The following is a 24,309-nucleotide window of genomic DNA, read 5'->3' as shown; positions in this document are numbered from 1 at the left end:
TATCACCGTGAATAAAATCGGTTCGTAGTGAGGACTTTAGTCCTCTTAATTACCTAGGCTTATTGCATAAATTTTTGATTGATAAGTCAACCGCAGATTTAAGGCAGATCGACGCAGATCGACGCAGATAATTTCAAGAATTGAGAGGGAATGAATGAAATTGAAGTAAGGGTGTTTGATCGTTCGGACTTTAGTCCGCATTCAAGAAGGACTAAAGTCCGAACGATCAAACCTATTTGATTGCTCGGTGTAGGAATGTCACCTAAACTCGGCGAATCAGGGTAAGACCATCTCTCAACGGGAGCAGCACCTGCTCGATCCGAGGATCGTCTGCAACTGCTTGGTTGAATTTGGCGATCGCGCGCCCGTTAGCAGTAGCCTCACCTGATAGGTACGGCTGCCCCTGCATCAGGGTATTGTCTGCACAAATCAAAGCGTTATGTGCCAGCAAATCGGTGTCTAGCAACAAGTTCAAATAGTCTACATATCCAGCCTTGTCGGCATCAATAAAGACCAAATCGAACACTTCACCAGCAGCGGCTAACTCTTTGAGAGTCAACAGCGCCGGTGCAACCTTGACTCTTATTTTGTGACCGTGGTCCGACTCTTTAAAACATTGCTGAGCAAACTCTGCCACGTAGGCATCTAGTTCGCAGGCCACCACTTCGCCGTCATCGGGCAGGGCTTCGGCCATAGCGAGGGCAGAGTAGCCGGTAAACATACCGATTTCTAACACTCGCTTCGCCCGAGTTAAATGCACAAAAAACTTGAGAGTTTGACCTTCGATATGCCCTGAGAGCATTTCTTGCTCTAACTGCTGTACAGTCTCGCTGTCGGAAAACCGCTGGCTCCAATCTTCTGCTTGGGTGCGCCGGGCCAGGGCTGCGAGAGCCGGTGACTCGGGCGTTGTACAGCTATTGATGTAAGGATCTAACCCGCTTGCTAGCTCGCAGGCTTCTCGCAATTGTGACTTCAGATCTGCATCAACGCTATCTGAGGCTTCTATCTGCTGTCGGAGATGCTCCAGTTTGGTCGCCAGGATGCCCAGCGGTGTGACTGGTCTGGGGGCTACTGTCATGCTTTCACACCTGCTGCGATCGCAGCGCTAGCCGTCTCTAACGAGATATACATATCTTCACCATCTCCACCGCGAGCATAGCCACAACAAATTTCTTTGTGGATTCCCAGCATTCGATCCAACTCATCTCTTGTCAGATCGTTGATGAAAAAACAGCTTCCGATCGGCTTGGGAACTGCTGCCCGCTGCAAACCATCCCGCGTCCGGCTGATAGATTCTGTGGCTTTCCACAATAATTCAGAGGTGAGATAAGGGCTGTCTATAGCCAAACCGATGCGGCTCATCAATCCTAAAATGCGATCGCGATCGAGGATCGAAATATAGCCCCGCTGCTGAGCAATCGTTGCCGAGAATGCCATATCAATGTTGACACCGTGACCGTGGAACATTGGAATTTCCGGCGTTAGTTCCAGGGTAGGGCTCCAGGTATGACCGTATGCAATGACGCGATCGAGATCGAGCTCGTGCAAGTTGGGTACTTCCAGCCCCAACATGGTGTTAATCGCATCATACGTGACCTTGTGAGCCACTTCCCGGAGCTCGGGCGTACCGTTCAAGTAGCCGAAGTGAGTGTGCAAAAGTGCTTCGCCGTGCTTTTCCAACAGTTCAAAAATTTCGCTGTTGGCGACGACAGCGATCTTGATCAACTCTGCCATGCCGTTACGCACCTGATCCACAGGCAGCGTTTTCAAGAAGGAGAAGTCTAGAATCACCTTTCCAGAAGCGTGATAAGCACCCAGACGATTCTTTAACTTACCGTGGTTGACGGCTACTTTGATCGCGACACTCGCATCAATCAGCCCGATCAGCGTCGTGGGCACTCGGATATAGTTAGTGCGGCGGCGGTAGGTGGAACAGGCAAAGCCAGCCACATCCGTAGTTAAACCACCGCCAACAACCAAAACAGGCTCTTTGCGCACCAGCCCAAAGTCTGCAAACGCATCAACGATCTGCTCAACAGTCCGCAGCGTCTTATCTGTCTCTTTGATTGTTACCGGAAATACAGTCAAGTCAATCTCGTGATGCTTGAAATAAGCCTGCATCTGCTGGCCGTACAAACCGTAGACTGTTTTGTCTACCACCATTAAACAGCGCCCAAACTGACGGTAGCTCTCTGCAATTTCAGAGTTCTCTAGTCCAAAGGCTCCATCCACGTATAGCAAGCTGAAGTCGATCTTTTCATATCCCTCAATATGAAAGGCTTTTTCCGTAGCTTTATAAGTTGCTTGGACGTTACCCATGAGATAATCCTGGTATCTTGACATTACATAACTTAACATTTTTTTTAATCTGGATCGCGATCGTCAAGCTCTTAACCCGGTTTTGGGTCTAATGCTACTCATGTCCCCGATCTCCGGTTTTTTGCACCTAATTTCTTGGATGTGGCGCAAGGGGACACGAGCGTAAGTCCTATGACTTACGCAAAAAAACCCGGTTTCAAAGAAAATCCGGGCTGCTTTCTGGAGATATCGATCGAGAAACCGGGTTTTTGAGTCCCGATGCGTCCAGGACTGTTTTGTTTCGGCCTTGGCGCTGCAACAGATGGGCATTGGCAGCGATATTGTGAATTTGGCTTTCGGGCTGCTGCTCGGGGCGAGATCCCTTGGGATTGCTCTAGCTTTTGGTTTGGGCGGGCGCGAGATTGCGGCCGACCAAATTCGCGAATGGTTAGCGTCGTTTAAACAAGATAAGACGGCGCGTTTTTCAGTTGACAGTTGACAGTTGACCTGTGACAGTTGAGAGTTGAGAGTGACCTCTACCTGGAAGTCCGAGGATTGGAGTAATGAATAGTCTTCTTTTAATTTCTCCGGAAAAAGCTTTGGGCTTTAAACCAATTCTTTCTGGTAAGTCTATAAAAAGGCCTTTTTACTTAAAAAACGCCTTTTTATCGGGTGATTTTTTATGCTTAATGTGATTGCTGCTCAAATAAAATCAGCGAGAATTGACGAGACTTAAACCGTGACAGTTTTAACTCAAAAAATCGGTAGTAGCAGCTCAGGAAAGGATGGAGTAAGCTACTCTGAGAAAGAAGTGTTTGCATTGGTGATCTGACAGTAGAAATTCATCAACAGTCCGGCGTTGTGGCTCAGAAGCGGTCAGTCGTAACGGTCAGACTCGGCATCGCAAACAAAACTACAAATGTCGAGAATGCGGTCGTCAATTTGTTCTGAATCCCGCGTGGAAAGTTATTACCAGAGAACAGCAGGAATTAATGCAGGGGATGCTACTCGAACGGATTTCACGGCATCGCGCACCAGCTCAACTCGATGGCAAGGCAGGCGTCTGCGATTGCCCGGTTCCTCCTGAACTCGGTGCAGAGTAGAATTTGTTGACAAGCTAACTATAGCCGTTCTCAAATAAGTGAGGTATTTACCAATCAATTAACAATTCCTCAATCCCCCAATTCTTTAATCTAAAATCTAAACCTGTACCTCACCTACCTGAGAAAAGCTATACATACACTCTGCTTTTTTGTCAGCTCTTTTTACTGAACCGACTCCCTAGACTCGATCGCCAACGATCGCAATACAACCGGCTGCTACCATTGCCACAACTGACGGTACCAAAGGCACCCACCAGCCCCCGATCAGCAAAAACCAGCAAACTCCGCCCAAAATCCCCGCAAAAGCGATCGCCCCCAACACCGCAAACAGCCGGCGCCGGCTGACAATCGCGATCGTGCTACCAACTGCTGCGCCACCCAAAATCCACAGCATTTCCTGCCACACAGGAGCAATTTGCAGCAGCGCGCGCCCATCCAAAGCAGCACTGATAATTTGACTCGACATTTGCGCTTGAATTAACACCCCCGGCATTTTCTGGTAAGGTATTTCTCGCGCGCTGTACGGTGTAAAAAAATAATCGGGATTGGAAATCGGCGCCGTCACGCCCATAAAAATAATTCGGTCTTTAATCAAATTGGGACTGACTTTTCCTTCTAACAGTTCTGCCAGCCTGACTCGGTGAATAAAATTTCGGGGCGATCGATAATTGAGCATAATTTGAAAACCGCGAGCGTCCAAGTTGTGATAAGCACCCGTACTGTCGTGAATCGGTGCAAAAACTGCCTTTCCCAGCCCTATCTTATCTCCGGGAAGCGATTGCGGTGTGATGCCTTTTGCTGCTAGGTAATGGAAGGCAGCCCTCGCGCTCAAAGAGTAATCTGTAGTGCAAGGATCGGTGCTTTGCGGCTGCATAAACAGCAAGTGGCGGCGGATAAGGCCGTCAGCATCGGCCACTACATCGCTGAATCCGAGGCGTTCTTTTGGCAGGGCGGGCGGCGGTTTGATGCCGCATTTGTTGGGTTTGCCGGTTTCTTTGGCGCTGCACAAACCAATTAAACTTCGATCGCTCTTAAAGCTAGCTGCTAATGCTGCATAACCGAGTCCTTTAGGACTGGGGCGAAAGATATCTAGGGCGATCGTTTGCGGCCGATACTGTGCTAAAGTTGCTATTGCTTTTGCCAGCACCGCATCCGGCAGGGGAAAGCCGTATTTTTCGATATCCGTTTCCGTTGCTTCTACTAGCAGCAAACGCGAATCCGATTTTTCGGCGGGGCGCAGCCGCATCAATCGATCGAAAGCTTGCAATTCCCATATTTGCAGCCAGCCCAACGATCGCATTCCCGTGACAGAAACAGCAGCAATTGCGATCGCCAACAGCCCGATCCCAAAACGGCGCCAAGATAAAGATGGCGAATTACTGTCATTTTTCACCTCTGGTTTGTGCAGCAACTCTTGCCAAGTCGGCGGATTGGCTGCAGGATTTTGACAAATTACCGGCAGCCAATCCGCGCAGGGAATTTCTGACTCGAATTCGGCCAATCTTTGCCTCGCGAGACGCACTGATACATACAAAGATTCCCCGCTGCAAAAAGAGGCGAGAAAATACTGTAAAAAATTTTGAGCAACTCGATCGCATACAGGTTCTCGCATGACGATCGTTTGCGGGATGCTCAAATCTTCCAACTGGCACGCTATGCCCAATCCGTCGCAGGAATTCACGATCGCCAACTGCAAGCCGCCGCTAACCGCTAGCTTGAAGCCTTGTTTCAGCTCTTCTACTGTTAAACTCTCGGTTTTATTGATATAAAATTTACCCGATCTACCGGAGCTGTCAGTGGAACTGTGTCCGGCAAAAAATAAGATATCCCAGTTGTTTTCCCAAAGATTTTCGCTAATTTGGCGGCGGCTTGGTTCGACTAAAAAAGTAACTTCTGCTGATGGCAATCCTGCCAGTATCTTTCGATCTTCCTCGATATCTATTTTTTGACTGTCTCCCAAAATTGCTAAAATTTTTACGCAATTTTGATGTGTTTCCAAACCCGGAAATCCCCCCCAGCCCCCCGATCCTCGGGGGGAGAATTCATTCAAAGTCCCCTTTTTTAAGGGGGATTTAGGGGGTTCTGCGCTCGGTAGTTTTTTACAAGCTACGGCGCTCAAAGCAATTTCGGCTTTCGGGTAGCGCTCGAAAATATCCCAACAGTACCAAGGCAGACGCCGCAAAACGATATCGTCAGTTTTGATTAAAAATCGAATTGTGTCCGACGGGATTAATTGTTCGAGCAATGTTTCTTTGAGTTGGCGAAACGGTTTGGAGTTGAGCCAGCTATTGATTTGCAGGCTTAATTGTTCCGCCAACTGGCGACACTTGTCCAACTGTGCTGCACGAGATTCGCTAATGGTAATGCCGATCGGCTTAATGCGGAAATCTCCCAAACTGCGGTAGACTGACTGCCAGCGATCGTAGTTGTCAGCTATTTCTGGTTTGGGAAGCAGAAAGGCATGAATTTCTACTGCTGGCCGTTCTTTGTCCGGGCCGATTTCCAGAGCAGCTCGCACGCCTTTTGTCAAGTTACCATCTAGCTTTAAGACAACTAATTTCTGCATGGTTTACAACTGATAACAAGCGAGCCGATTTAAGCGGCAAAATTCTCTGTAATATAGAGTTCTTTCAGTTTTACCACAACGCTGAAACATTCTCCGCGATCGGCAGCAAATTCAAGCGTCATGGAGCCGTTGCCTTTGCCGGCACAAGCTTCCATAACAGTGCTTCCTTCGCCGTCGATGACTTTCAGAGTCAGGTTGAGCGGCAAGCTGTCTGCTCCGGCGATCGGATGCACCTGTACTTTAATATTAATATCAGTATCAGTTGTTGGTGCGATCGCCACCAGCAAAGCTACAGATTCGGCGGGTTCTGTTACACCCCTGTCTAAATTAGGTTGTCCCCGAAAATAGTGGAGGGTTGTTGGGGCTGGTTCCGAGATATCTGGTGTCAGATGGATCGTCTTGGCCCGCACAACGGCGCTGCCGTAACGAAAAGCTAAACTAGGTTCTGGCGGCACTAAAACTTCTGCTACAGACTGCCAGCGGGCCTCGAAAATATTGTGCAGCCACTGGCGAAGTTGTACTGGTTTTTTGCTGCGTTCGAGACCATCCAAATGTACGAGTAATTTTTCAATACTTTGCAATTTTTCAAGAGCTAACTCGCCAGTAATTGCAGTTTTCATAAATCCGAGTAAAGTAGCTTGTTGCCGCTTTATATCGATTTCAACTGCTACTAAACCAATGCGATCGTCCGGTATTTCCAGCGGAATGTCACAAAACTTGCCAGACTTCAGAGGGCGGCATTCCAAACTGCCCAATTGAGTTAATTTCAAATCTGCTGCATCGGTGCAAAGGCGCATGACAGGATTCCAACTGTCGCTGGCATTCAAGTCTGTGGGAATATCCATCATTTCCATGTAATCTTTCACTGCACATACAGCTAAAGTGTTGAAATAAACTTGCTCTTTTTTTTCTGGTGTTGTCACTCCTTCAATATTTGAAAACTTTTCTGCCAGCCGCAGCGCTGCGGTGGTAATGGGCAGTGGAATAGATGATTGCCTGATCTTGTTAAGGTTGCCATTCATCGGGATTTTCCTCTTTGAACTATGGTGTTATGATGGAAATTAAAAAACAGACTTTTCTCTAGCCTTTCTCAGGTAAGTCAATTACAGATAGCGACTATTACAAATTACCAATTACCCAATAGTAAGGGTTGTTAGCCCCCGTATCTCAAGGCTTTTTGAAGAGCGACATTTTACTTGTAGTCTAACAAACATCGCTATTAACTATTAACTGTCAACTATCAACTGTCAACTGTCAACTATCAACTGTCAACTGTCAACTATCAACTGTCAACTGTCAACTATCAACTGTCAACTGTCAACTGTCAACTGTCAACTGTCAACTGTTATTCTAGATATCCTTGCTTTTTGGCAAAATTTCGCAAGCGCGGCAGACATTCTCTTTTATAAAAGTTGGGTGCGGTTGACGGCGGCAAGTTAAACTCAAGAGCAATATTTTTCCAGGGAGTCTCCGGGGGAAGACGCTTCAGAATTAAGATTTGGCAAGTGACATCGGGGCGTTCTTTGATGTGAACGCTGCTCAACTCGCCCTCGGGATCTGCCTCCACCCATTTTTTTGTCTCTTCTAGGATGACTAGCGGACTGTCAGAATGAGTCGGCGGATTTTCGACATTATTTATAATGTTAATTGCTTCTGAGTCTTCTGAAATTGGCGGGGAAATAACTCTATTTTGGTGCTGTATTTGTTCGTTCGAGAAGTCTTTCAGCCGCATCTTGAGATATTTGTCTAGCCAAGTAATGACGCTGCCCAGATTCGGATCGTAAGGTTTGTTTGTGGTATTCTCTTTGCAAACGCAAACATTGCGACAAAAATACACCCAAGTTTGCTGCAAAGCGTCGTTATAATGAGGCGTGCCTTCTTGCCAAAGTTTGCCGGATTTCACAATCAACCTCACTATCTCGCTGAGTTTTTGCCGCCGCATCAAGCTTTTGGGCGGATGCGAACAGGCTTCAGCAACTAGCTGTTGGAGTTGTTGGCTTAAATTGTTCTCCTCATTGTTGGTGTAGGACATCGGCGAGGGCCTCCTGAAGCGTCTCTGGATGAATGTTAGAGACGGCATTTTTTGGTTGAATTTCCAAGATAGAATCCCTGAGTTAATATTTGTAGTCCAGGACGCATCAAAACTAAAGAAACCGGGTTTTTTGCCTGATATCGTGCCTCCAGCGGCGGATTTTTGTCAAAAAACCCGGTTTCTGGTCACCTATGCGTCTTGGACGATGTTTGGCAGGCAAACAGATTTTGTCTGACAATCAGTTATCAGCCTCGCGCGAGAAATTTTCGCGCAAATTCCGGAAAATTAAAATTTAAAATATTTATTTGACAAATGCGAGCAAATGAGGTATTTGTCGATTTTAAAGGTGGCCCCACGGATGTGCTCTTTGTCTCCTCTGCGGTTATGGGCCACAGCCCCCAATTCCGCTAGCTGGAAGCGCGATCGCCCTTTTATGTCCAACGAGCGACTTGCTTATTTGCTGAGAAATCATATACTTTGTCAAGTTAAGAAAATATTTTTTTGATTCATCCAGGAGCCAGCAAAAAAAATGTACATCGTACAAATTGCCTCAGAGTGCGCCCCCGTCATCAAAGCAGGGGGTTTGGGCGACGTAGTTTACGGTTTGAGTCGGGAGTTGCAGAATTCCGGCCACGCCGTCGAGATTATTGTGCCCAAATACGACTGCATGAGGTACGACCACATTTGGGGGCTTCACGATGCCTATCGGGATCTGGCGGTGCCCTGGTACGGCGGCGAAATCTTATGCGATGTTTACTGCGGCTGGGTTCACGGGGTGCTGTGTTTTTTCATTGAACCTCGATCGCAAGATAACTTTTTTAACCGAGGCTGTTATTACGGTTGCAATGATGACAATATGCGGTTTGCATTTTTCAGCAAAGCTGCTTTGGAATTTTTGCTCAGAAGCAACAAGCGCCCGGATGTGATTCACTGTCACGATTGGCAAACTGGTTTGGTTCCAGTCATGCTGTTTGAAATTTATAAATACAATTGGATGGAAAATCAGCGAGTCTGCTATACCATTCACAATTTCAAACATCAAGGTATGGGCGGAAGCGAGGTTTTGCAAGCAACGGGTTTGAATCGAGAGGATTATTATTTTCAGTACGATCGCCTGCGAGATAATTTTAACCCTTTTGCCATCAATTTTATGAAAGGCGGCATTGTGTACTCGAACTTTGTGACGACGGTTTCGCCGCACCACGCTTGGGAAGCTCACGTCGGCGAGTTCGGCTACGGTTTGGGCCACACTTTGCATATATATCAAGACAAGTTTCGCGGGGTGCTCAACGGCATCGATTACGATGTGTGGAATCCCGAGAGCGATCGCTATATTCCGCACCACTACACTCAGGAGGATTTGGCAGGAAAAGCCAAAACTAAAACAGCTTTGCGCGATCGGCTGTTACTGCGCGATGCTGACAAGCCTCTGATTACCTTTATCGGCCGTTTGGACGACCAAAAAGGCGTTCACCTCGTCCACCACGCAATTTATTACTCTCTGAGCAAAGGCGCGCAATTCGTGCTTTTGGGTTCGGCGACTGAAGCGGGAATTAACTCACATTTCCAGCACGAAAAATGGGTTTTAAATGACAATCCCGACTGCCATTTGGAACTCGGTTTTAATGAGGAACTGTCGCACTTAATTTACGCTGGTGCGGATATCATTGTGGTGCCGAGCAATTACGAACCCTGCGGGCTGACTCAGATGATCGGGTTGAGGTACGGTACGGTGCCTGTGGTGCGGGGTGTTGGCGGTTTGGTGAATACGGTGTTCGATCGCGATTACGACACCAACCACTTGCCCGAAGAGCGCAACGGGTACGTATTTCACCAAACGGACTACTACGCTTTAGAGTCGGCGCTCGATCGGGCGATCGGATTGTGGTATGACTATCATGATGAATTTGAAAAACTCATGATTCAAGGGATGAATTGCGACAATTCGTGGAAATATCCAGCTAAAGACTATGTGGAAATTTACGAGCTAATTCGACACAAATAAGGCGGAATTAGTCAGTAGTCAGTAGTCAGTAGTCAGCAGTCAGTAGTCATTAGTCATTAGTTGATTAGTAGTAGGTAACAACTATCAACTGTCAACTGTCAACTGTCAACTGTCAACTGTCAACTGTCAACTGTCAACTGTCAACTGTCAACTATCAACTGTCAACTGTCAACTGTCAACTGTCCACTGTCAACTGTCCACTGTCAACTGTCAACTGTCAACTGTCAACTGTCAACTGAGATAATGTTTTGAGTAAAAAGGCGGGGGTGGAAAGTACGAATGCAGATTGTAGGGTTTTCTTGCCTGTCGTTGCCAAGTGCGATCGCACAAGATAGAAGTATAGAAATTAAACGGCTGGTGTTCGCCCGCCCTACACAAAATGAACTCACAACAACTAGAAGAACAAGTAACGATTCTGCAAGACGAAACAGCAGCGGCCGGAAATTCAGCCAACCCAACAGTTGAAACTCCTTTATTCGCTTCAGAATTTGCAACTGAGGAAAAAGTTAGAGTCGAAGAATTTAAGATTAGCGGCGACAGTTTAATTGGTAAAGTGAAAGAACTAATTCAGCAAGGAAAACTCCGCCGCCTCGTCATCAAAAACTCCCAAGGGCGGATTTTAGCAGACATTCCGCTGATGGCGGGATTGGTAGGCGGCGTTGCAGGGGCTGTAGTATTTCCAATTGCTGCTGTACTGGCGACAGTGGGGGCATTTGTGGCTCATTTGACTGTGGTTGTCGAGCGCAAAGAGTAGTGATTAGTCCGCAGTCATTAGTCATTCAATCATCTAATTTGTAATGGCGCGACAAAAGAGCAATCCCAGAGTTGGGGATTGCTCTTTTGTCGCGTAATGGCATTACTCTCGTTACTAGGCTCTGCGAAAGTAACGCATATAAGCGAGGCTCTGCTTCGCTGTTTCGAGTCTCATTTTACCGGGGGCAGAGCCTCCTGGTATTCATTTCCAGGCAGAGCCTGGAAACGAGAAATTCGCAACAGCTTAATTCGATACTTTCGCCGTAGGTTGGTCTAAATAATTATAAACAATCCGCGAAATCCGACGCACAAAATCTCTGACAATCGGGTCGTTGTAAGGACGTTTCACAAAAATTGCAGCTAAATAACGCTTGCCATTGGGCATATCAATAATCCCGGCATCGCCAACTACAAAACCGATATCTCCAGTTTTATCAGCAATTACGGCTCCTCGTCCCAAACCAGAAGGTAACAATGTTCTGGTGGTAGTATGTCGCAATAATTCTAACACCTGTTCCCGACTCGATTCGGAAACTAATTTATCGCGAGACAGCATGGCCAGCAACTTTACCATATCTACAGAACTTGTGGTATTTGTGCCTTGAAAATCGCCGAGCCAATTGCGAATTCTGGTATCTGTTAATCCCCAAGTGCGAAAACGCTCGTTGAGTTTAGCAATTCCCCCCAAACGTTCGATAATCATGTTGGTGGCTGTATTGTCGCTGATGGTAATCATTTTATCTACGGTTTCTCTGATGCTAAACCGAGTGTTATCTGGTTCGTCTTGCATTGTTCCAGAACCGCTGGCTACTAAGTCGGACTTCATAACTAATGTTTCGTCGAGGCTAACTTTGCCTGCGTCTACATCTTGATAAAATGCAATCAGAATTGGTAATTTGATTGTACTCGCGGCCGGAAATACTCGATCGCCTTTGATATCCAAATAGTTTCCTGTGTCTAAATCCAGAAAAAACATTCCGGCGTTTAGGGATTTGTACTGTTCGATCGCACTTTCGACTTGCGGCTTAATCGCGCTCATTTCCGAACCGGTGCGCATCGCCAAATCAGCAGCATAGTTTCTCGGATCTGCTGAAGCAACAGTTAGGGGAACTTGACCGGATTTTTGTTCGATTTGGGTAATAGCTGCTGGTTGAAAAGACTCGTTTGCTGCTATTTGCTCGGGATTTGGTAACTGAAACGACCAGCGCGTTGCCGATTCTCTAAGGACTCGGACTTTTTGCGGGTCTAGTTTATAACCTGGAGTTAATTCTATCACTAATCTGGTAGTTTCGGTGTCAAATTGCCCGACTCTAATTTGTTGAATAGCTGAGTTGTAGCTTTGAGGACTTTCGGGATATTCTAAGACTATTCCCGGCAAATCAATGACTAAGCGGGTGGGATTGGCGATTAGTTTAACTTCCGGCTGGACTCCTGAATCTGTGGTTAAATTGAGTTGATTTTGGCGGGTGTCGAAGTGCCAGGATGTTAGTGTATCAGCTTTTGCAGGCAGGGCGACCGACAAAACACTAATTAAAGTCGGCAACAGCCATCGTAATTTTGGAGTCATGTGTGAGGATTCAGTTGACAGTTGACAGTTGACAGTTGACGAAAGGAAAGCGACCTCTACCTGGAAGTCCGAGGATTGGAGTAATGAATAGTCGGATTTTAATTTCTCCCGCTCAGGCTTGGGGCTTTCAACCAATTCTTTCTGGTAAGAGTTTAACGGCTGCAACGAGAAAGCGGCTGGAACATTGTTCTCAACCGCTTTGTCGTTGCAAACCACCTAGCATCATACAGTCAACTCTTGCCCGCAACCGTAAAGTTTATTATTTTCTTTGAGAATATTCTGTTCCCGGCACTTATATCAAATCCGGTTGTATTACCCCTTTTTATTTCTGTCTCGCGCCAAAGAAAGAAAGTGTATTCAGTCGCGAATTGTATGCGCCGAATTTGGGTTTTGTCGTCACGAATTGTATTTGCCTTAGATAACAAATTCTAGTTGTGCGATCGCGCGATTTCTAGCATCTTCGATCGAGTCGATCGCACTTTGGACACAAACTTGGCTTGGAGCAACAAATCGGCGATCGCTCAAATGGTCGTAAGCTTCCCAATTACCGCTCACTTCGCGATCGTGCCACAGAAACCAGCCGCGGTAGATTTCTCCGCTATCAATATCATCGCACAGCACCAGCCAATCATCACCCGTGAGAGCGCTGTTATCTAAAGCTACCAATTCTACCCACGCCAGTGCAGTGCAGGCATCGATCGCATCAGCATCAACCAAGTCAGATTCTGTAGCGGTAGGTTGCGGCGAGCAAAGTGTAGACTTCATAATTTCTCCTTAATTAAATGAATGAGTTTGCCTATTTATGGAAGTGACTCGGTACTGGAATTGAAAAAACTGTATTTTGATGAATTTCTGGTTGTTGGTCAAATTTACCAGCCGCTGATGCTTCGGTTAAATTGTTAAGTGTATTAATTGTGAAAATCGCTGCGGTTCCTAAAGCGGCCATTGCCAGTCTGTGTAAAATTTTACTCATTTTGATGCTCCTTTTTGGCTTGATGTATCAACTCTAAAAAAAATCAGTGGTGACTCGCAAGGGAGATTGGGGAGTTAAGAAAACTTTTTTGTACTAAAATATATTCAAAGGTTGAAGGCGTTATCAGGAAGGAGTTTGAGTCCTGCGAGCTCCTAAAAACCCTCCCTAAGTAAAATTCCTTAAATTCCGGCTGGCTGACTATCTTGCTTAAAATCGCTTAAAATAGGGAGTTAAGGCGTTAAACTTCCTATATTCCTTCCCCTTTAAGTGCAAGCGAAGTGTTCAAGTCAAAACGATCTCGCGGTCGCATTCTCACTGCCTCCGGCTTAAAGAAACTTAACGAGGCGCTCCAAGAATGGTCAGACCGATATAACATTAGAGGTACTCTGACGGAAATCGAGGCCGAGTCTGGCGTGGGTATCGATACAGTCAGCAAAATCAAGCAGGGTAGAGAAGGTGCGGATTTGAGTAAAATTCGTCAGTTGTTCGCGGCTTTCGATCTGACTCTGACGAATGGCGACCACCGATCGGCTAAACTAGATGATGCCGAAGATGCCGGCGAGTCGGACAATTTGCCCGCAGCGGGGGAAACAGCCAGCAGCAGCAGAAATGTTAAAGTATTTGTGAGTTATCGCAGCGCCGAACCCGATCGCGAGTTGGGAAAACAGTTGGAAACGGCCTTAAGTGCGATCGGTCATACAGTCTTCACAGCAGAAAATAACATTAGATTGGGAGATAATTGGTTCGATCGCATTAACTTCTTCCTCAAAGAATGCGATTATTTGCTGTTGCTATTGCCGCCAACCGTCAGCCAAAGCGAACTGCTAACATATCAAGTCCAGCAAGCCAAAGAACTGCAAGACTCCCGCCCTGACAAAAAACCAATAATTTTACCAATTCGCGTCGGTTTTGGGCTGAGTGCGCCTCTAAATCACGATTTGCGCGGCTACCTGTACCGAATCGAACAGAGGGAATGGCAAACGGACGCCGACACTGAAATTATAATCGAAGAAGTGCTGAATTTGCTCGCAGAAACTCCCGCACCAGTCAAAGAACAACCGGAAGATTTAACGCCAAACCAAGTATTAGAAATTAGCAGCGACGAAATACCCCAACCCGCCGCCGAACCGGAATTACCCGGAGGACAAGTCGATGTCGCCTCTCAATTTTATGTAGAACGCCAGCCCATAGAAGAACGCTGCTATCAAACAATTGTACAGCCCAGCGCGTTAATTAGAATCAAAGCACCGAGACAAATGGGCAAAACCTCCTTGATGGCAAGAATTTTGCATCACGGAGCACATCAAGGTTACTGCACAGTGCCGCTAACTTTTCAGTTAGTAGATAAAGCCGTATTTGCCAACTTAGATAAATTCTTAAAATGGTTTTGCGCTTACGTCGGGCGCGAGTTGCACTTAGCCAATCAATTAGACGATTATTGGGACGATATTTTCGGCAGCAAAGTCAACTGCAAAGATTACTTTGAAAAATACATTTTGCCGCAAATCGACAGTCCTTTAATTTTAGGATTAGACGAGCTCGATCGCGTTTTCCAATATCCCGACATAGCAGAAGACTTTTTAGGACTGCTGCGGGCGTGGCACGAAGAATCAAAGAGGCGCGACATCTGGAAAAAACTGCGATTAATTGTAGTACACTCCACCGAAGTTTACATCCCGATGAACATCAATCAATCGCCCTTCAACGTCGGACTGCCCGTAGATTTGCCCGAATTCAACCCTCAGCAAATCCAAGACTTAGCAGCGCGGCACAATTTGCATTGGTCAGATGCCGAAGTTGAGCAACTGACGGCAATAGTCGGCGGTCATCCGTATTTAGTGCGAGTTGCATTATATCACATTTCGCGATCGGATTTGACGCTTGAGGAATTAAAAGAAACCGCTGCCAGCGATAGAGGAATTTATAGCGACCACCTGCGCCGCCAATTGTGGAACTTAGAAGAATATCCCGAATTAGCGGAGGGAATGAGAGAGATTGCGGCAGCCGATAGTCCCGTTCCATTAAAGGCGATACAGGCGTTTAAATTAGATAGCTTGGGCTTGGTAAAATTGCATGGTAACGAGTGCGTTCCGAGGTGCGAACTGTACCGGCAATATTTTCGCTCGCACTTGGGAAATACTTCCTTCCCACCATAAAATTACCTTCTTCTTCTTCTTCTTCCCTTCTTCCTTCGCGTTCTTAGCGCCTAAGCGCTACGCGCAGGCTACGCCAACGCGGTTCGTCAAATAAGATACTCGCAAAATATTTAAACCAGATTAGATGTAAAATGCAGTTAAATACTATAATCATCAGGTAAAGGCTGCCCGTGAACGATATTTTTTTGATAACTTCCGATAATTGGCTCGATTGGATAACCGTGTTTGGCTATCTAGGTTTTACAGTTTTCGTTATGTGGCGCATTTTGGCTTCCAAGTAGATGTTAAGATAGAGGTAAAATAACAAAGTAATCAACTCCCGCAGACTATTATGTCGCCTGTTGAAAGTGTCGCAGCAATCCCGAACGATTTGATTTTGCGTTTGAGCGTCGAGCAGTATCATGCTATGATTCAAGCTGGCATTTTGGCGGATGACGACCCAGTAGAACTGCTGGAGGGATGGCTTGTTTTCAAAATGCCAAAAAATCCGCCGCATCGAGTGACAACTCGCCTTGTCAGAACAGCTTTGGAGAATATTTTACCTCCCGGATGGTATGTTGATTCTGAGGAACCGATTACGCTGCAAAATAGCGAACCTGAACCGGATATAGTTGTTGTGCGAGGGGATACGCGACAGTATCTCGATCGCCATCCGGGCGCTGAAGATGTTGCTATTGTGATTGAAGTATCGGATACGACGCTTGGGCGATCTCGCACGATCAAAAAACAAACTTATGCCCGCGCTGGAATTCCCGTTTATTGGATTGTAAATCTTGTGGAAGGACAGGTTGAGGTGTACGATCGACCTTCGGGAAACTCCGAAGCGCCGGATTACGGGCAAATGTTGATTTACGGGCGATCGGCTGTTTTGCCGGTGGTAATTGAAGGGATTGCAATTGGGGCGATCGATGTAGGTGCTCTTTTACCTTAATTTTGATGGAAATTTACAAATAAACATTACATGGGGAGAGGGCGGGTTTTGCACCCATCTACTCGCTTTTCTCATAAATTATACGCTGAACCCGCCCCTACAATTTCTAATTTTAACTTTCGCAAAATAGGAATTTTTTCTAACTGTTCCGGCCGCAATTCTTCCCAGTTTAACCCCGTTGGACGCGGATAAATTGTATTAGTTTCAATTACCTCATCGGGAGTCACAATCCAATTGAGCGCCCAATCGTGAGGCTGCATTGGCAAACGCGAATCAGCGACAATTTGCAAAGGATGCACCGTTGTGACAATCGGAGTATCAGTTTTTACTAACCCAAATTCCTGCAACATCGCCAGTTCCAAATCAGCAAATCCTGCTCCTTTTCCAGTGCGTCCACCGTGGCGCGTCACGGCTACGCAACCGACTATTACTAAGTCAATTGGCTGCATTTGTTCAAAACTTACCAACCGCCCGCAAGTAATTGCTGTTTTTGCGATCGCAGCTTCTGCTAGCGGGATGTTGCGCCTGTGCAAATCCTCAGCGGTTAACTCGACAAAGCAGCGATCGTCTGTCAAGCGGGGAACAGCCATATACAAGCGTTTTCCGTCTAGCAAAGCGCGCAATCGCACGGGGATTTGCGGCGAATCTGGGTTGCACTTAATTGATGCGGCTTGTTGCCACATTGGTAAATTTGCCAGTTTTTCCGCCGCTTTTTGGGTTCCGATAAAATTTGGGATGTGGCCGAAGGGATCGCGAATTGATGCGTTGTTTTGTTTCAGTAACGACCAAATTTCTGCTCTTAATTGGTCTTTGTCGCCATGATGGCCGCTCCACTCAGTATTCATAGATAGTCGGATATAATAAAAAGGATCGTGCGTGGGGCAAGAAACCCGGTTTCTACGAGTTTTTGGTTGGGTTGCGAAAAATCTACAAAGAAACCGGGTTTCTGGGGGGAGAGTGCGATCGACTAAACATTTATTTTCGCCAAGTAAGGGGCTGATGGGTTCAGTTTATTATATGATAAGATTGGCGATCGCACTACAATTAACTTTATGTAAAAAATTAGGTAATGAGCACAAATCCCAAACCATCATACTATCAAGTCGGCGGCAGTCTCACCAATAACGCTCCGAATTATGTGAAGCGCCAAGCTGATGACGACTTTTATAACGGATTGAAGGCGGGGGAATTTTGCTATGTTTTGAATTCCCGCCAAATGGGCAAATCTAGCTTGCAGGTGCGGACAATTCAACGGTTGAGAAATGAGGGAATTGCTTGTGCTGCGATCGACATTTCGGAAATTGGCAACCGCGGCGTGACTCCCGAACAGTGGTATGCTGGGTTGCTCCGCATTCTCGAAAATAACTTTAATCTGTCGGATATTGTCAACGTGCGGACTTGGTGGCGCGATCGCAATTTTTTAACTCCGGTTCAAAGATTGAGCGAATTCATCGAAACCGTACTCTTAGCCAACATTTCCAGCAATATTGTCATTTTTATTGACGAAATCGACAGCATTCTCGCCCTGGATTTTCCCGCCGACGATTTTTTGGCCTTAATTCGATCGTGCTACAACAAGCGCGCCAATAACTCAGAGTTCGATCGCCTGACGTGGGCTCTGTTAGGCGTAGCATCGCCGACGGATTTGTGCCGCGACAAAAATGCCAGCAGCAACACGCCTTTTAATATCGGCAGGGCGATCGAATTAACTGGTTTTGACGAAACAGAAGCTGAACCGCTAGCAGCGGGGTTGGCAGAGCTGACAGACCGCTCTGGGGAAGTTTTGAGAGAGGTTTTGTATTGGACGGGCGGGCAACCGTTTTTGACTCAAAAGCTGTGCAAACTTCTCTTTGAAAATGCACATTTAATTCCGGATTTACCCCCCCCAGCCCCCCCTTGTCAAGGGGGGGAGCAAGATCGCATTCAAAATCCGCGAGAATGGGTTGAGAAGGTAGTGCGCTTGAAAATCGTGGAGAATTGGGAATCTCAGGATGTGCCCGAACATTTGTCCACAATTCGCGATCGGCTTTTCAAAGAAAACCAGCGCATTATCAGAAGACTCGGATTGTACCAGCAAATTTTACAGCAAGCTGAAATTGTCCCCGATGGTAGTGCGGAACAAATGGAATTGCGATTGACTGGATTAATCGTCAAGCGCCGGGAAAAATTAACAATTTCTAATCCTATTTATCAAGCTGTATTTAACAAAGACTTAATCGCCCAAAAATTAGAAAAACTCTCGCCTTACTCGGAAGCTATCAAAGTGTGGCTGAATTCTAACTCTCAAGATGATTCCCAACTGTTGCGAGGGGAGGATTTGCAGTCAGCATTAGTTTGGGCGGCAGATAAAAGCTTGAGAAACGAAGATTTTCAGTTTTTGACAGCCAGCCAAAAACTGATTTTGAGCGACCAAAATCAACTGCTGCATTCAGCTACACTAGAAACCCAAAAAGCTGCGCGCGATGCCGAAACAGCTTTGAGTGAAGCTGATGCAGCCAAGCAAAAAGCCAAACAGTGGATAGGAATTGGTTCGGCGGTACTGGCAGCATCGTTAGTTGGGGCGATCGGCTTTTCAACTCTCGCTTACCAGCGGTTCAAACTAGCACAAGCAAGTATTGAAATCGAACAAAATGGCAGCGATGCTTTACTGTTGGCAGTATCTCAAAAAACCGAAAACAGCCAAGCTTTATCAGAAGCTTTACTGAGGGCGATCGCCTCTGGTAAAAGATTAAAAACCTTGGTTAAAAACAAACCGCACCTAGAACAATATCCGGCAACTATACCGCTGTTAGCCTTACAAGTAATTCTCGATAAAATTAGCACCAAACAGCAGATTAAAGTATCATCGCTTCCGCAAAGAAAGATGAATTGGCAAGCTCATGCAGGTGCAGTTACCAGCGTCAGTTTTAGCCCGCACAGACAAATTTTGGCAACCGCAGGCATAGACGGTAGAGTTCGGATTTGGAACTTTTCCGGGCAGAAAGTTGCTGAATGGAAAGCTGGGCAGCAGTCAGTTAATATGGTAAACTTTAGCCCGGACGGGAATTTTTTAGCTACCGCAGGAAGGGACAGCACAGTTAAATTCTGGAATTTGTCAGGTAAAAATATTTCTCAACTTAAAGGAATTCAAGGCTCTGTCACCAGCATCAGTTTCAGTCCCGAAGCAAAGTTGTTAGCGGCGGCAGGAATAGACAGCAGTGCTGCAATTTGGAACTTGTCTAAACTGCCAAAATTAATATCGTCTAGCGTGAAACTTCCCGGTCATAACGGCTTAGTTAGAAGCGTAAATTTTTGTCCTGGCGGCGATTTTTTAACGACTTTAGACGGCAAATCTACAGTGCGGATTTGGAATTTGTCGGGCCAACTGGAAAAAACACTGCCGGTGCAGGCAATTGGGATTAGTTTCAGTCCGGCCCAACAGCAGTATCGCTTTGCTACAGTAACATTGAACGGCAAAGTCGGGCTGTGGAACCTGTCAGACCAAGAATTAGTTAATGAATTTCAAACCTTGCATTTAGATGCGAAATCAATTAGTTTTAGTCCGGACGGAGAACGGCTTGCTACCGTGGGAATTGATAAGACTGTGCGGCTGTGGAATTTAGCGGGGCGGCAGGTTGCTCAATTTGAGTTTGAGGAGAATGTTGTTAGTGTCGGTTGGAGTCGAGATGGAAAGCAAATTGCTGTAGCTGGAAGCAACGGCACTGTCTGGCTGAGACAGGTTGAAGGGTTGGAAGAATTGCTGAAGCAAAGCTGCAATTTTCTCAGCAGTCAACCTGAGTATTTGAGAAGGGTTTCAACTATCTGCAAGTAGTAATAAAAGCATGGGAAATACGCACAGGGTAATGTCGTTTCCCTACCCGTGGAATTTTTTGATTCTGGTTTGTAGGGTGTGTTCGGTGCGTCGCTATGAGATTGTCGCTCTTTTTTGGGATAATCGATGTATCCGCACCCTACAAATACTATCAACTATCAATTGTCAACTGTCCCAGGTCAACTGTCAACTGTTTAATTTACCTTGACAGGCGAAACACTTACATTAGGATTTTTGACTCTTCTTAATAGTTCTTGTCGGGCTTGTTCGGGATTTTGCCCTTTGGGTACTTGATATAATAATCTACAGGAACCGTCTTGAGGATTGGCTGCACAAATAATTAGTTGACCGCTGGGCGATGCACCTGCTGTGACAATATTATCCCAGCTTCCTTGGGGTTGCGAGTTGTTGAGAATTCCCGAGACTCGGGTGCAGCGAGTAATTGCGTCTTCTCCTGATTCATTGAAATAGTTATCGGCTACCCACATAATAACAGGAATATTTTTGCCTTGTTGGACAGCAATTGTCGCTGGGCGACCGCCAGCAGCGCCGCAGAAAAATGACGGGGTTTGGGCAAAGGCGGGACTGTTTGCTAAAATCGGAGTGGCAATGGCAATAATTGAGGCGCTAAAAACTGACTTTAAGAGCCGAAATTTCATGGGGGTGATAAGCTTTTTAATTTAAGGTTACTAATACTCTAAAAAGTTAGGCTGCTGCTTGCCGGGAAGATTAGGCATTTAGGGAAAAAAATAAAATTTATTCTGTAAATTTTTGCCGATCGCGCATACTGACCTTATCTTCGCCCAAACTCACGCCCAAGCTCTGGCGCTACAAACGCTTCGGCAGAAAATACGTGCAGCCTCCGGGGATCGGGCGCGAAGGTATAGGGTAAAGGTACGGTTGTTCGCGGTTTTTTGCGATCGAGAGTACCCGATCGCCCGCGGGCCCCCCCTAAATAGGAACCTGTGTTAGCATCAATAAAAATCTTCTCTTTAATAATCAACAATGGGCAACGTTCTGGTGCTGAATGCCTCCTACGAACCGCTCAACATCACCAATTGGCGAAGGGCGGTAGTTTTGTTGCTGAAAGGAAAAGCAGAACAGGTAGAACACAACGGGAAATTTATTGCGCCAAACTTCCCGCTACCAACTGTGATTCGACTGCGGCATTACGTCCGAGTTCCCTATAAGGATATTCCGCTGACTCGCCGGAACATCTTGCACCGGGACGCCCACTCTTGTCAATACTGTGGCTATACCGGGGACGATTTGACCCTGGATCACGTGATTCCTCGATCGCGCGGCGGAGGCGACAGTTGGGAAAACCTCGCTACGGCGTGCGTGCGCTGCAATGTCAATAAAGGCAGCCGCACCCCGAAGGAAGCGGGAATGCTGCTGCGCTATCCGCCGAGGAAACCTCACAGCGGTCTTTATTTTGAAGTGACTAGACACGTTAAGAGCGGTATGCACCAAGAATGGCAAAAATATGTAATCGGCCTTTGAAACCCCTGTCGCAAGCAAGCGCGGGGGTTTTTTGCGCAAGTGCTGAGTTGTAGGGGGGCGCCTGCGAGTGCCCGCCGGATAGTTTTGAGTTAAAAAGTTAAATAGTTAAAGAGAGAATTTACGCTCTTATAGCAGTGGACTGCTTGACAGTTGCACAGTACGGAAATCAAACCGTTTATGCTATGGGTTCTCGGCTCTATTCATGAGGTTATTTATGTCCTCACCGCTGTGGCGATTGCTATAACTCCGGTTTCGGGTGAGAAATATTGGGTTTGACAAGGAAGCACCTACAAAGAAACCGGGTTTAAGAGCTTTTGGCGCGCAAGTCCTGAAAGAATTACATTCCTGGACGCACCAAAATCAAAGAAACCGGGTTTTTGCCTAATCTATGGACTGCAGCGCATAATTTTCGTCCATCAACCCGGTTTCTGGCCGCTCGTCCGTAAGTCCTAAATTAAATAAATGGTTAATGTTTAACAATGAAAGACCACCTCTCTATCAATTCTGATGGAACATCTGGCAATAATCGCGAAGGTGAGCTTGACTCCAGCCGCGAGGTTGTACCCGGAGTCAGTGCGCCTGGAAAACGGCGCAGCAAAGCCGAAGTTGCTTCCGAAGAGAATCGCCCCAGCCTGCGCGAGGAATTGCACGATCGCAAAATCGAGGAATTGCGCCAAATGTTCGATCGGCACAAAGGCAATCGCCAGTTAATATTATTGCAAGATTTTCCCGACCCCGACGCACTTTCGAGCGCTTGGGCTTACAAATTAATCGCCGAACAGTACGATATCCAATGCGAGATGATCTACGCCGGCGCCCTCAGCCACCAAGAAAATATTGCCTTAGTTAAATTGACAGGGTTGCCGTTGCAGCGCTGGACGCTGGAAACGGCAAAAACGAAGGATTTGTCGGCATTTGGGGGCTGCGTTTTTATCGACAACCAAGGCACGACTTGTAACTTAACCGAGTTTATTTTAGGGGCGGGAGTTCCGATCGCAGCAGTTATCGACCACCACAATTTGCAGGGGGAAATGAACGCAGAATTTACGGATTTGCGCCCTCAAATCCGCGCTACAGCTACGATTTTTGCCGAGTATTTACAGGCGGGACTCCTAAGTCTCGACGGCAGCGTCAGCCTGCACGTCAAGTGCGCTACAGCTTTGATGCACGGTTTGCGATCGGACACCAACGCCCTCAGACAAGCACAGGAGGAGGACTTCTTAGCTGCGGCTTATTTGAGCCGATTTTATGACCCGCAGTTGCTGAATGCGGTGTTGCAGTCCTCTCGTTCTAAATGGGTGATGGATGCGATCGAGCGATCGCTCAAACACCGCACCGTCCAGAACAATTTCTCGATCGCCGGTATTGGCTACCTCCGTTATGACGATCGGGATTCCATTCCCCAAGCAGCGGACTTTCTAGTAACAGAAGAGAACGTACACACAGCAGTTGTCTACGCAATTGTACACGACAAAGACGAAGAAATTGAAGTAGTAATCGGCTCGCTGCGAACAAATAAACTGACTCTCGACCCCGACGAATTTATTAAAGAAGCCTTCGGCCAAGATGCTCAAGGACGCTTTTTTGGAGGCGGCAGAAGTCAAGCTGGAGGTTTTGAAATTCCGGTAGGATTTCTTTCCGGCGGTAATGAAAATAGCGATTATGCAAGGCACAAATGGGAAGTATTCGACGCTCAGATCAAGCAAAAATTGATGAATTTAATTAGTCCCCAAGATAATCCTGTATACGACCATTAACTAGGTAACAGCAGTACAGCATAGTAACCTGTACTGCATTTAGATTATCTATATTTTTAGACTGGTAAAGAGGACAATTATACCTGTTTCCAGAATTGTAAGAATATTAGTAGGGTGTGGATACACCAACAATCTCTGCATAAAAACCAAAGTTTCGCTCTTCGACGCACCTGTTTTCAGAATTGCCAGATTATTAATAGGGTGTGGATACATCAACAATCTCTACATAAAAACCAAAGTTTCGCTCTTCGACGCACCTGTTTTCAGAAGTGCCAGATTATTAATAGGGTGTGGATACATCAACAATATCTGCATAAAAACCAATTTCTCTACTAACGACACCCCTGATGCAATTATCAAAAATCATGCGACAGTTGCAGAAATTTTGAAAACTCGTATAATTTTTGATGTCCGATCAAAAATATACAATTTAAATGCACAACAGCCTACCAATAAAATTAGTTGCCAGTGAGGACTTGAGTCCTCTGGATGAGGACTCAAGTCCTCACGGGCAACATTTTTTATGGAATTTGCCAACATAATATTACTGCATAATAGACTTCAATTGCAAGCATTGTTTCTCTCTTCAGGAAAAGCATCGGCGTTACTCTGCCTACATCGGCGGTTGAATATAAAATCACAAATTTCGGCAACTTGTAATATATCGAGCGAGTTGTATAGTAATATTTTAGATAGTTGGTCATCAAAAAACTCTACAATCAGCAAGTCGCCCAGCCAAATATATAAATTACTTACTAAACCAGGGAAAAACCCAACTAATAAAATTTCATCATTGTTTTTAGAGCCGCACAAATTTTTCGTTTTTTTTTCTCCAATCACAAATCGGTTTCGAC

The 24,309-nt window shown here is 46.2% G+C and carries 19 protein-coding genes and 2 pseudogenes; 9 read left to right on the top strand and 12 right to left on the bottom strand.

Annotated features, from left to right (window positions below; genetic code table 11):
* Nucleotides 1-262: 262 nt before the first annotated feature.
* Nucleotides 263-1,078 (bottom strand): O-methyltransferase, encoded by an 816-nt coding sequence (locus QUB63_RS17385; RefSeq protein ID WP_332946511.1) that lies wholly within the window; start codon nucleotides 1,076-1,078, stop codon nucleotides 263-265.
* Complete coding sequence (locus QUB63_RS17380; RefSeq protein ID WP_332946510.1) at nucleotides 1,075-2,343, bottom strand: sedoheptulose 7-phosphate cyclase; 1,269 nt, start codon at nucleotides 2,341-2,343, stop codon at nucleotides 1,075-1,077. The genes QUB63_RS17385 and QUB63_RS17380 overlap by 4 nt, the downstream gene beginning before the upstream one ends.
* A gap of 250 nt (nucleotides 2,344-2,593) precedes the next feature.
* Here QUB63_RS17380 and QUB63_RS17375 point away from each other — a divergent pair.
* Both QUB63_RS17375 and QUB63_RS35080 read left to right on the top strand, forming a co-directional pair.
* Nucleotides 2,594-2,797: pseudogene (locus QUB63_RS17375) on the top strand (mechanosensitive ion channel); the annotation flags it as partial.
* 370 nt (nucleotides 2,798-3,167) lie between these two features.
* A pseudogene (locus tag QUB63_RS35080) lies at nucleotides 3,168-3,401 on the top strand (IS1/IS1595 family N-terminal zinc-binding domain-containing protein); the annotation flags it as partial.
* A 178-nt stretch (nucleotides 3,402-3,579) separates the two neighbouring features.
* Here the strand turns inward: QUB63_RS35080 and QUB63_RS17370 are convergent.
* The 3 genes from QUB63_RS17370 to QUB63_RS17360 all read right to left on the bottom strand — a co-directional run bounded on the left by QUB63_RS17370 (nucleotide 3,580) and on the right by QUB63_RS17360 (nucleotide 7,999).
* Nucleotides 3,580-5,967 (bottom strand): CHASE2 domain-containing protein, encoded by a 2,388-nt coding sequence (locus QUB63_RS17370; RefSeq protein WP_332946508.1) that lies wholly within the window; start codon nucleotides 5,965-5,967, stop codon nucleotides 3,580-3,582.
* A gap of 29 nt (nucleotides 5,968-5,996) precedes the next feature.
* A complete protein-coding gene (locus tag QUB63_RS17365) occupies nucleotides 5,997-6,989 on the bottom strand; it encodes a DUF1822 family protein (protein ID WP_332946507.1) in 993 nt (330 codons plus the stop codon).
* Between the two features lie 323 nt (nucleotides 6,990-7,312).
* Nucleotides 7,313-7,999, bottom strand: a complete 687-nt coding sequence (locus QUB63_RS17360; RefSeq protein ID WP_332946506.1) for a sigma-70 family RNA polymerase sigma factor — start codon at nucleotides 7,997-7,999, stop codon at nucleotides 7,313-7,315.
* Nucleotides 8,000-8,528: 529 nt separating this feature from the next.
* Between QUB63_RS17360 and glgA the strand changes: the two genes are divergently transcribed.
* Nucleotides 8,529-10,004: a glycogen synthase GlgA gene (gene glgA / locus QUB63_RS17355; RefSeq protein WP_332946505.1), complete on the top strand. Its 1,476-nt coding sequence runs from the start codon at nucleotides 8,529-8,531 to the stop codon at nucleotides 10,002-10,004.
* Between the two features lie 379 nt (nucleotides 10,005-10,383).
* Nucleotides 10,384-10,758 carry a DUF4342 domain-containing protein gene (locus QUB63_RS17350; RefSeq protein ID WP_332946504.1) on the top strand — a complete coding sequence of 125 codons (375 nt, stop codon included), beginning with the start codon at nucleotides 10,384-10,386 and terminating at the stop codon, nucleotides 10,756-10,758.
* 243 nt (nucleotides 10,759-11,001) lie between these two features.
* Here the strand turns inward: QUB63_RS17350 and QUB63_RS17345 are convergent, their stop codons facing one another.
* From QUB63_RS17345 to QUB63_RS17335, 3 genes are all read right to left on the bottom strand, one after another.
* Nucleotides 11,002-12,324: a serine hydrolase gene (locus tag QUB63_RS17345; RefSeq protein ID WP_332946503.1), complete on the bottom strand. Its 1,323-nt coding sequence runs from the start codon at nucleotides 12,322-12,324 to the stop codon at nucleotides 11,002-11,004.
* A 414-nt stretch (nucleotides 12,325-12,738) separates the two neighbouring features.
* Entirely contained in the window at nucleotides 12,739-13,089 is a 351-nt protein-coding gene (locus tag QUB63_RS17340) for a hypothetical protein (protein ID WP_332946502.1), read from the bottom strand.
* Nucleotides 13,090-13,120: 31 nt separating this feature from the next.
* Nucleotides 13,121-13,297 (bottom strand): hypothetical protein, encoded by a 177-nt coding sequence (locus tag QUB63_RS17335; protein WP_332946501.1) that lies wholly within the window; start codon nucleotides 13,295-13,297, stop codon nucleotides 13,121-13,123.
* A 278-nt stretch (nucleotides 13,298-13,575) separates the two neighbouring features.
* On the opposite strand from QUB63_RS17335, the gene QUB63_RS17330 reads away from it, so the two are divergent.
* Together QUB63_RS17330 and QUB63_RS17325 are read left to right on the top strand one after the other, a co-directional pair.
* Complete coding sequence (locus QUB63_RS17330; RefSeq protein ID WP_332946500.1) at nucleotides 13,576-15,453, top strand: AAA-like domain-containing protein; 1,878 nt, start codon at nucleotides 13,576-13,578, stop codon at nucleotides 15,451-15,453.
* Between the two features lie 331 nt (nucleotides 15,454-15,784).
* Complete coding sequence (locus QUB63_RS17325) at nucleotides 15,785-16,384, top strand: Uma2 family endonuclease (protein ID WP_332946499.1); 600 nt, start codon at nucleotides 15,785-15,787, stop codon at nucleotides 16,382-16,384.
* A 71-nt stretch (nucleotides 16,385-16,455) separates the two neighbouring features.
* Here the strand turns inward: QUB63_RS17325 and QUB63_RS17320 are convergent, their stop codons facing one another.
* Nucleotides 16,456-17,229 carry a 5-formyltetrahydrofolate cyclo-ligase gene (locus QUB63_RS17320; RefSeq protein ID WP_332946498.1) on the bottom strand — a complete coding sequence of 258 codons (774 nt, stop codon included), beginning with the start codon at nucleotides 17,227-17,229 and terminating at the stop codon, nucleotides 16,456-16,458.
* Nucleotides 17,230-17,453: 224 nt separating this feature from the next.
* On the opposite strand from QUB63_RS17320, the gene QUB63_RS17315 reads away from it, so the two are divergent.
* On the top strand, nucleotides 17,454-20,195 hold the full coding sequence (locus tag QUB63_RS17315) for an AAA-like domain-containing protein (RefSeq protein WP_332946497.1): 2,742 nt from the start codon (nucleotides 17,454-17,456) through the stop codon (nucleotides 20,193-20,195).
* Between the two features lie 194 nt (nucleotides 20,196-20,389).
* On the opposite strand, the gene QUB63_RS17310 is transcribed toward QUB63_RS17315, so the two are convergent.
* Together QUB63_RS17310 and QUB63_RS17305 are read right to left on the bottom strand one after the other, a co-directional pair.
* On the bottom strand, nucleotides 20,390-20,854 hold the full coding sequence (locus QUB63_RS17310; RefSeq protein ID WP_332946496.1) for a COP23 domain-containing protein: 465 nt from the start codon (nucleotides 20,852-20,854) through the stop codon (nucleotides 20,390-20,392).
* Between the two features lie 134 nt (nucleotides 20,855-20,988).
* Nucleotides 20,989-21,201: a hypothetical protein gene (locus QUB63_RS17305; protein ID WP_332946495.1), complete on the bottom strand. Its 213-nt coding sequence runs from the start codon at nucleotides 21,199-21,201 to the stop codon at nucleotides 20,989-20,991.
* On the opposite strand from QUB63_RS17305, the gene QUB63_RS17300 reads away from it, so the two are divergent.
* Complete coding sequence (locus tag QUB63_RS17300) at nucleotides 21,201-21,698, top strand: HNH endonuclease (protein ID WP_332946494.1); 498 nt, start codon at nucleotides 21,201-21,203, stop codon at nucleotides 21,696-21,698. The two genes, QUB63_RS17305 and QUB63_RS17300, sit on opposite strands and share 1 nt — an antisense overlap.
* Nucleotides 21,699-22,177: 479 nt before the next feature.
* Entirely contained in the window at nucleotides 22,178-23,455 is a 1,278-nt protein-coding gene (locus QUB63_RS17295) for a DHH family phosphoesterase (RefSeq protein ID WP_332946493.1), read from the top strand.
* Nucleotides 23,456-24,016: 561 nt separating this feature from the next.
* Here the strand turns inward: QUB63_RS17295 and QUB63_RS17290 are convergent.
* On the bottom strand, nucleotides 24,017-24,295 hold the full coding sequence (locus QUB63_RS17290) for a hypothetical protein (protein WP_332946492.1): 279 nt from the start codon (nucleotides 24,293-24,295) through the stop codon (nucleotides 24,017-24,019).
* Nucleotides 24,296-24,309 lie beyond the last annotated feature (14 nt).

Source organism: Microcoleus sp. ARI1-B5 (assembly GCF_036705795.1).
Taxonomy (GTDB): Bacteria; Cyanobacteriota; Cyanobacteriia; order Cyanobacteriales; family Microcoleaceae; genus Microcoleus.
Note: the sequence above shows the minus strand (reverse complement) of the source record. Positions and strands in the feature narration are given on the sequence as shown.

Coding starts and splice junctions, on each gene's coding strand:
- QUB63_RS17385 (WP_332946511.1), bottom strand. CDS start 1,078: ATGACAGTAGCCCCCAGACCAGTCACACCGCTGGGCATCCTGGCGACC.
- QUB63_RS17380 (WP_332946510.1), bottom strand. CDS start 2,343: ATGTCAAGATACCAGGATTATCTCATGGGTAACGTCCAAGCAACTTAT.
- QUB63_RS17370 (WP_332946508.1), bottom strand. CDS start 5,967: ATGCAGAAATTAGTTGTCTTAAAGCTAGATGGTAACTTGACAAAAGGC.
- QUB63_RS17365 (WP_332946507.1), bottom strand. CDS start 6,989: ATGAATGGCAACCTTAACAAGATCAGGCAATCATCTATTCCACTGCCC.
- QUB63_RS17360 (WP_332946506.1), bottom strand. CDS start 7,999: ATGTCCTACACCAACAATGAGGAGAACAATTTAAGCCAACAACTCCAA.
- glgA (WP_332946505.1), top strand. CDS start 8,529: ATGTACATCGTACAAATTGCCTCAGAGTGCGCCCCCGTCATCAAAGCA.
- QUB63_RS17350 (WP_332946504.1), top strand. CDS start 10,384: ATGAACTCACAACAACTAGAAGAACAAGTAACGATTCTGCAAGACGAA.
- QUB63_RS17345 (WP_332946503.1), bottom strand. CDS start 12,324: ATGACTCCAAAATTACGATGGCTGTTGCCGACTTTAATTAGTGTTTTG.
- QUB63_RS17340 (WP_332946502.1), bottom strand. CDS start 13,089: ATGAAGTCTACACTTTGCTCGCCGCAACCTACCGCTACAGAATCTGAC.
- QUB63_RS17335 (WP_332946501.1), bottom strand. CDS start 13,297: ATGAGTAAAATTTTACACAGACTGGCAATGGCCGCTTTAGGAACCGCA.
- QUB63_RS17325 (WP_332946499.1), top strand. CDS start 15,785: ATGTCGCCTGTTGAAAGTGTCGCAGCAATCCCGAACGATTTGATTTTG.
- QUB63_RS17320 (WP_332946498.1), bottom strand. CDS start 17,229: ATGAATACTGAGTGGAGCGGCCATCATGGCGACAAAGACCAATTAAGA.
- QUB63_RS17315 (WP_332946497.1), top strand. CDS start 17,454: ATGAGCACAAATCCCAAACCATCATACTATCAAGTCGGCGGCAGTCTC.
- QUB63_RS17310 (WP_332946496.1), bottom strand. CDS start 20,854: ATGAAATTTCGGCTCTTAAAGTCAGTTTTTAGCGCCTCAATTATTGCC.
- QUB63_RS17300 (WP_332946494.1), top strand. CDS start 21,201: ATGGGCAACGTTCTGGTGCTGAATGCCTCCTACGAACCGCTCAACATC.
- QUB63_RS17295 (WP_332946493.1), top strand. CDS start 22,178: ATGAAAGACCACCTCTCTATCAATTCTGATGGAACATCTGGCAATAAT.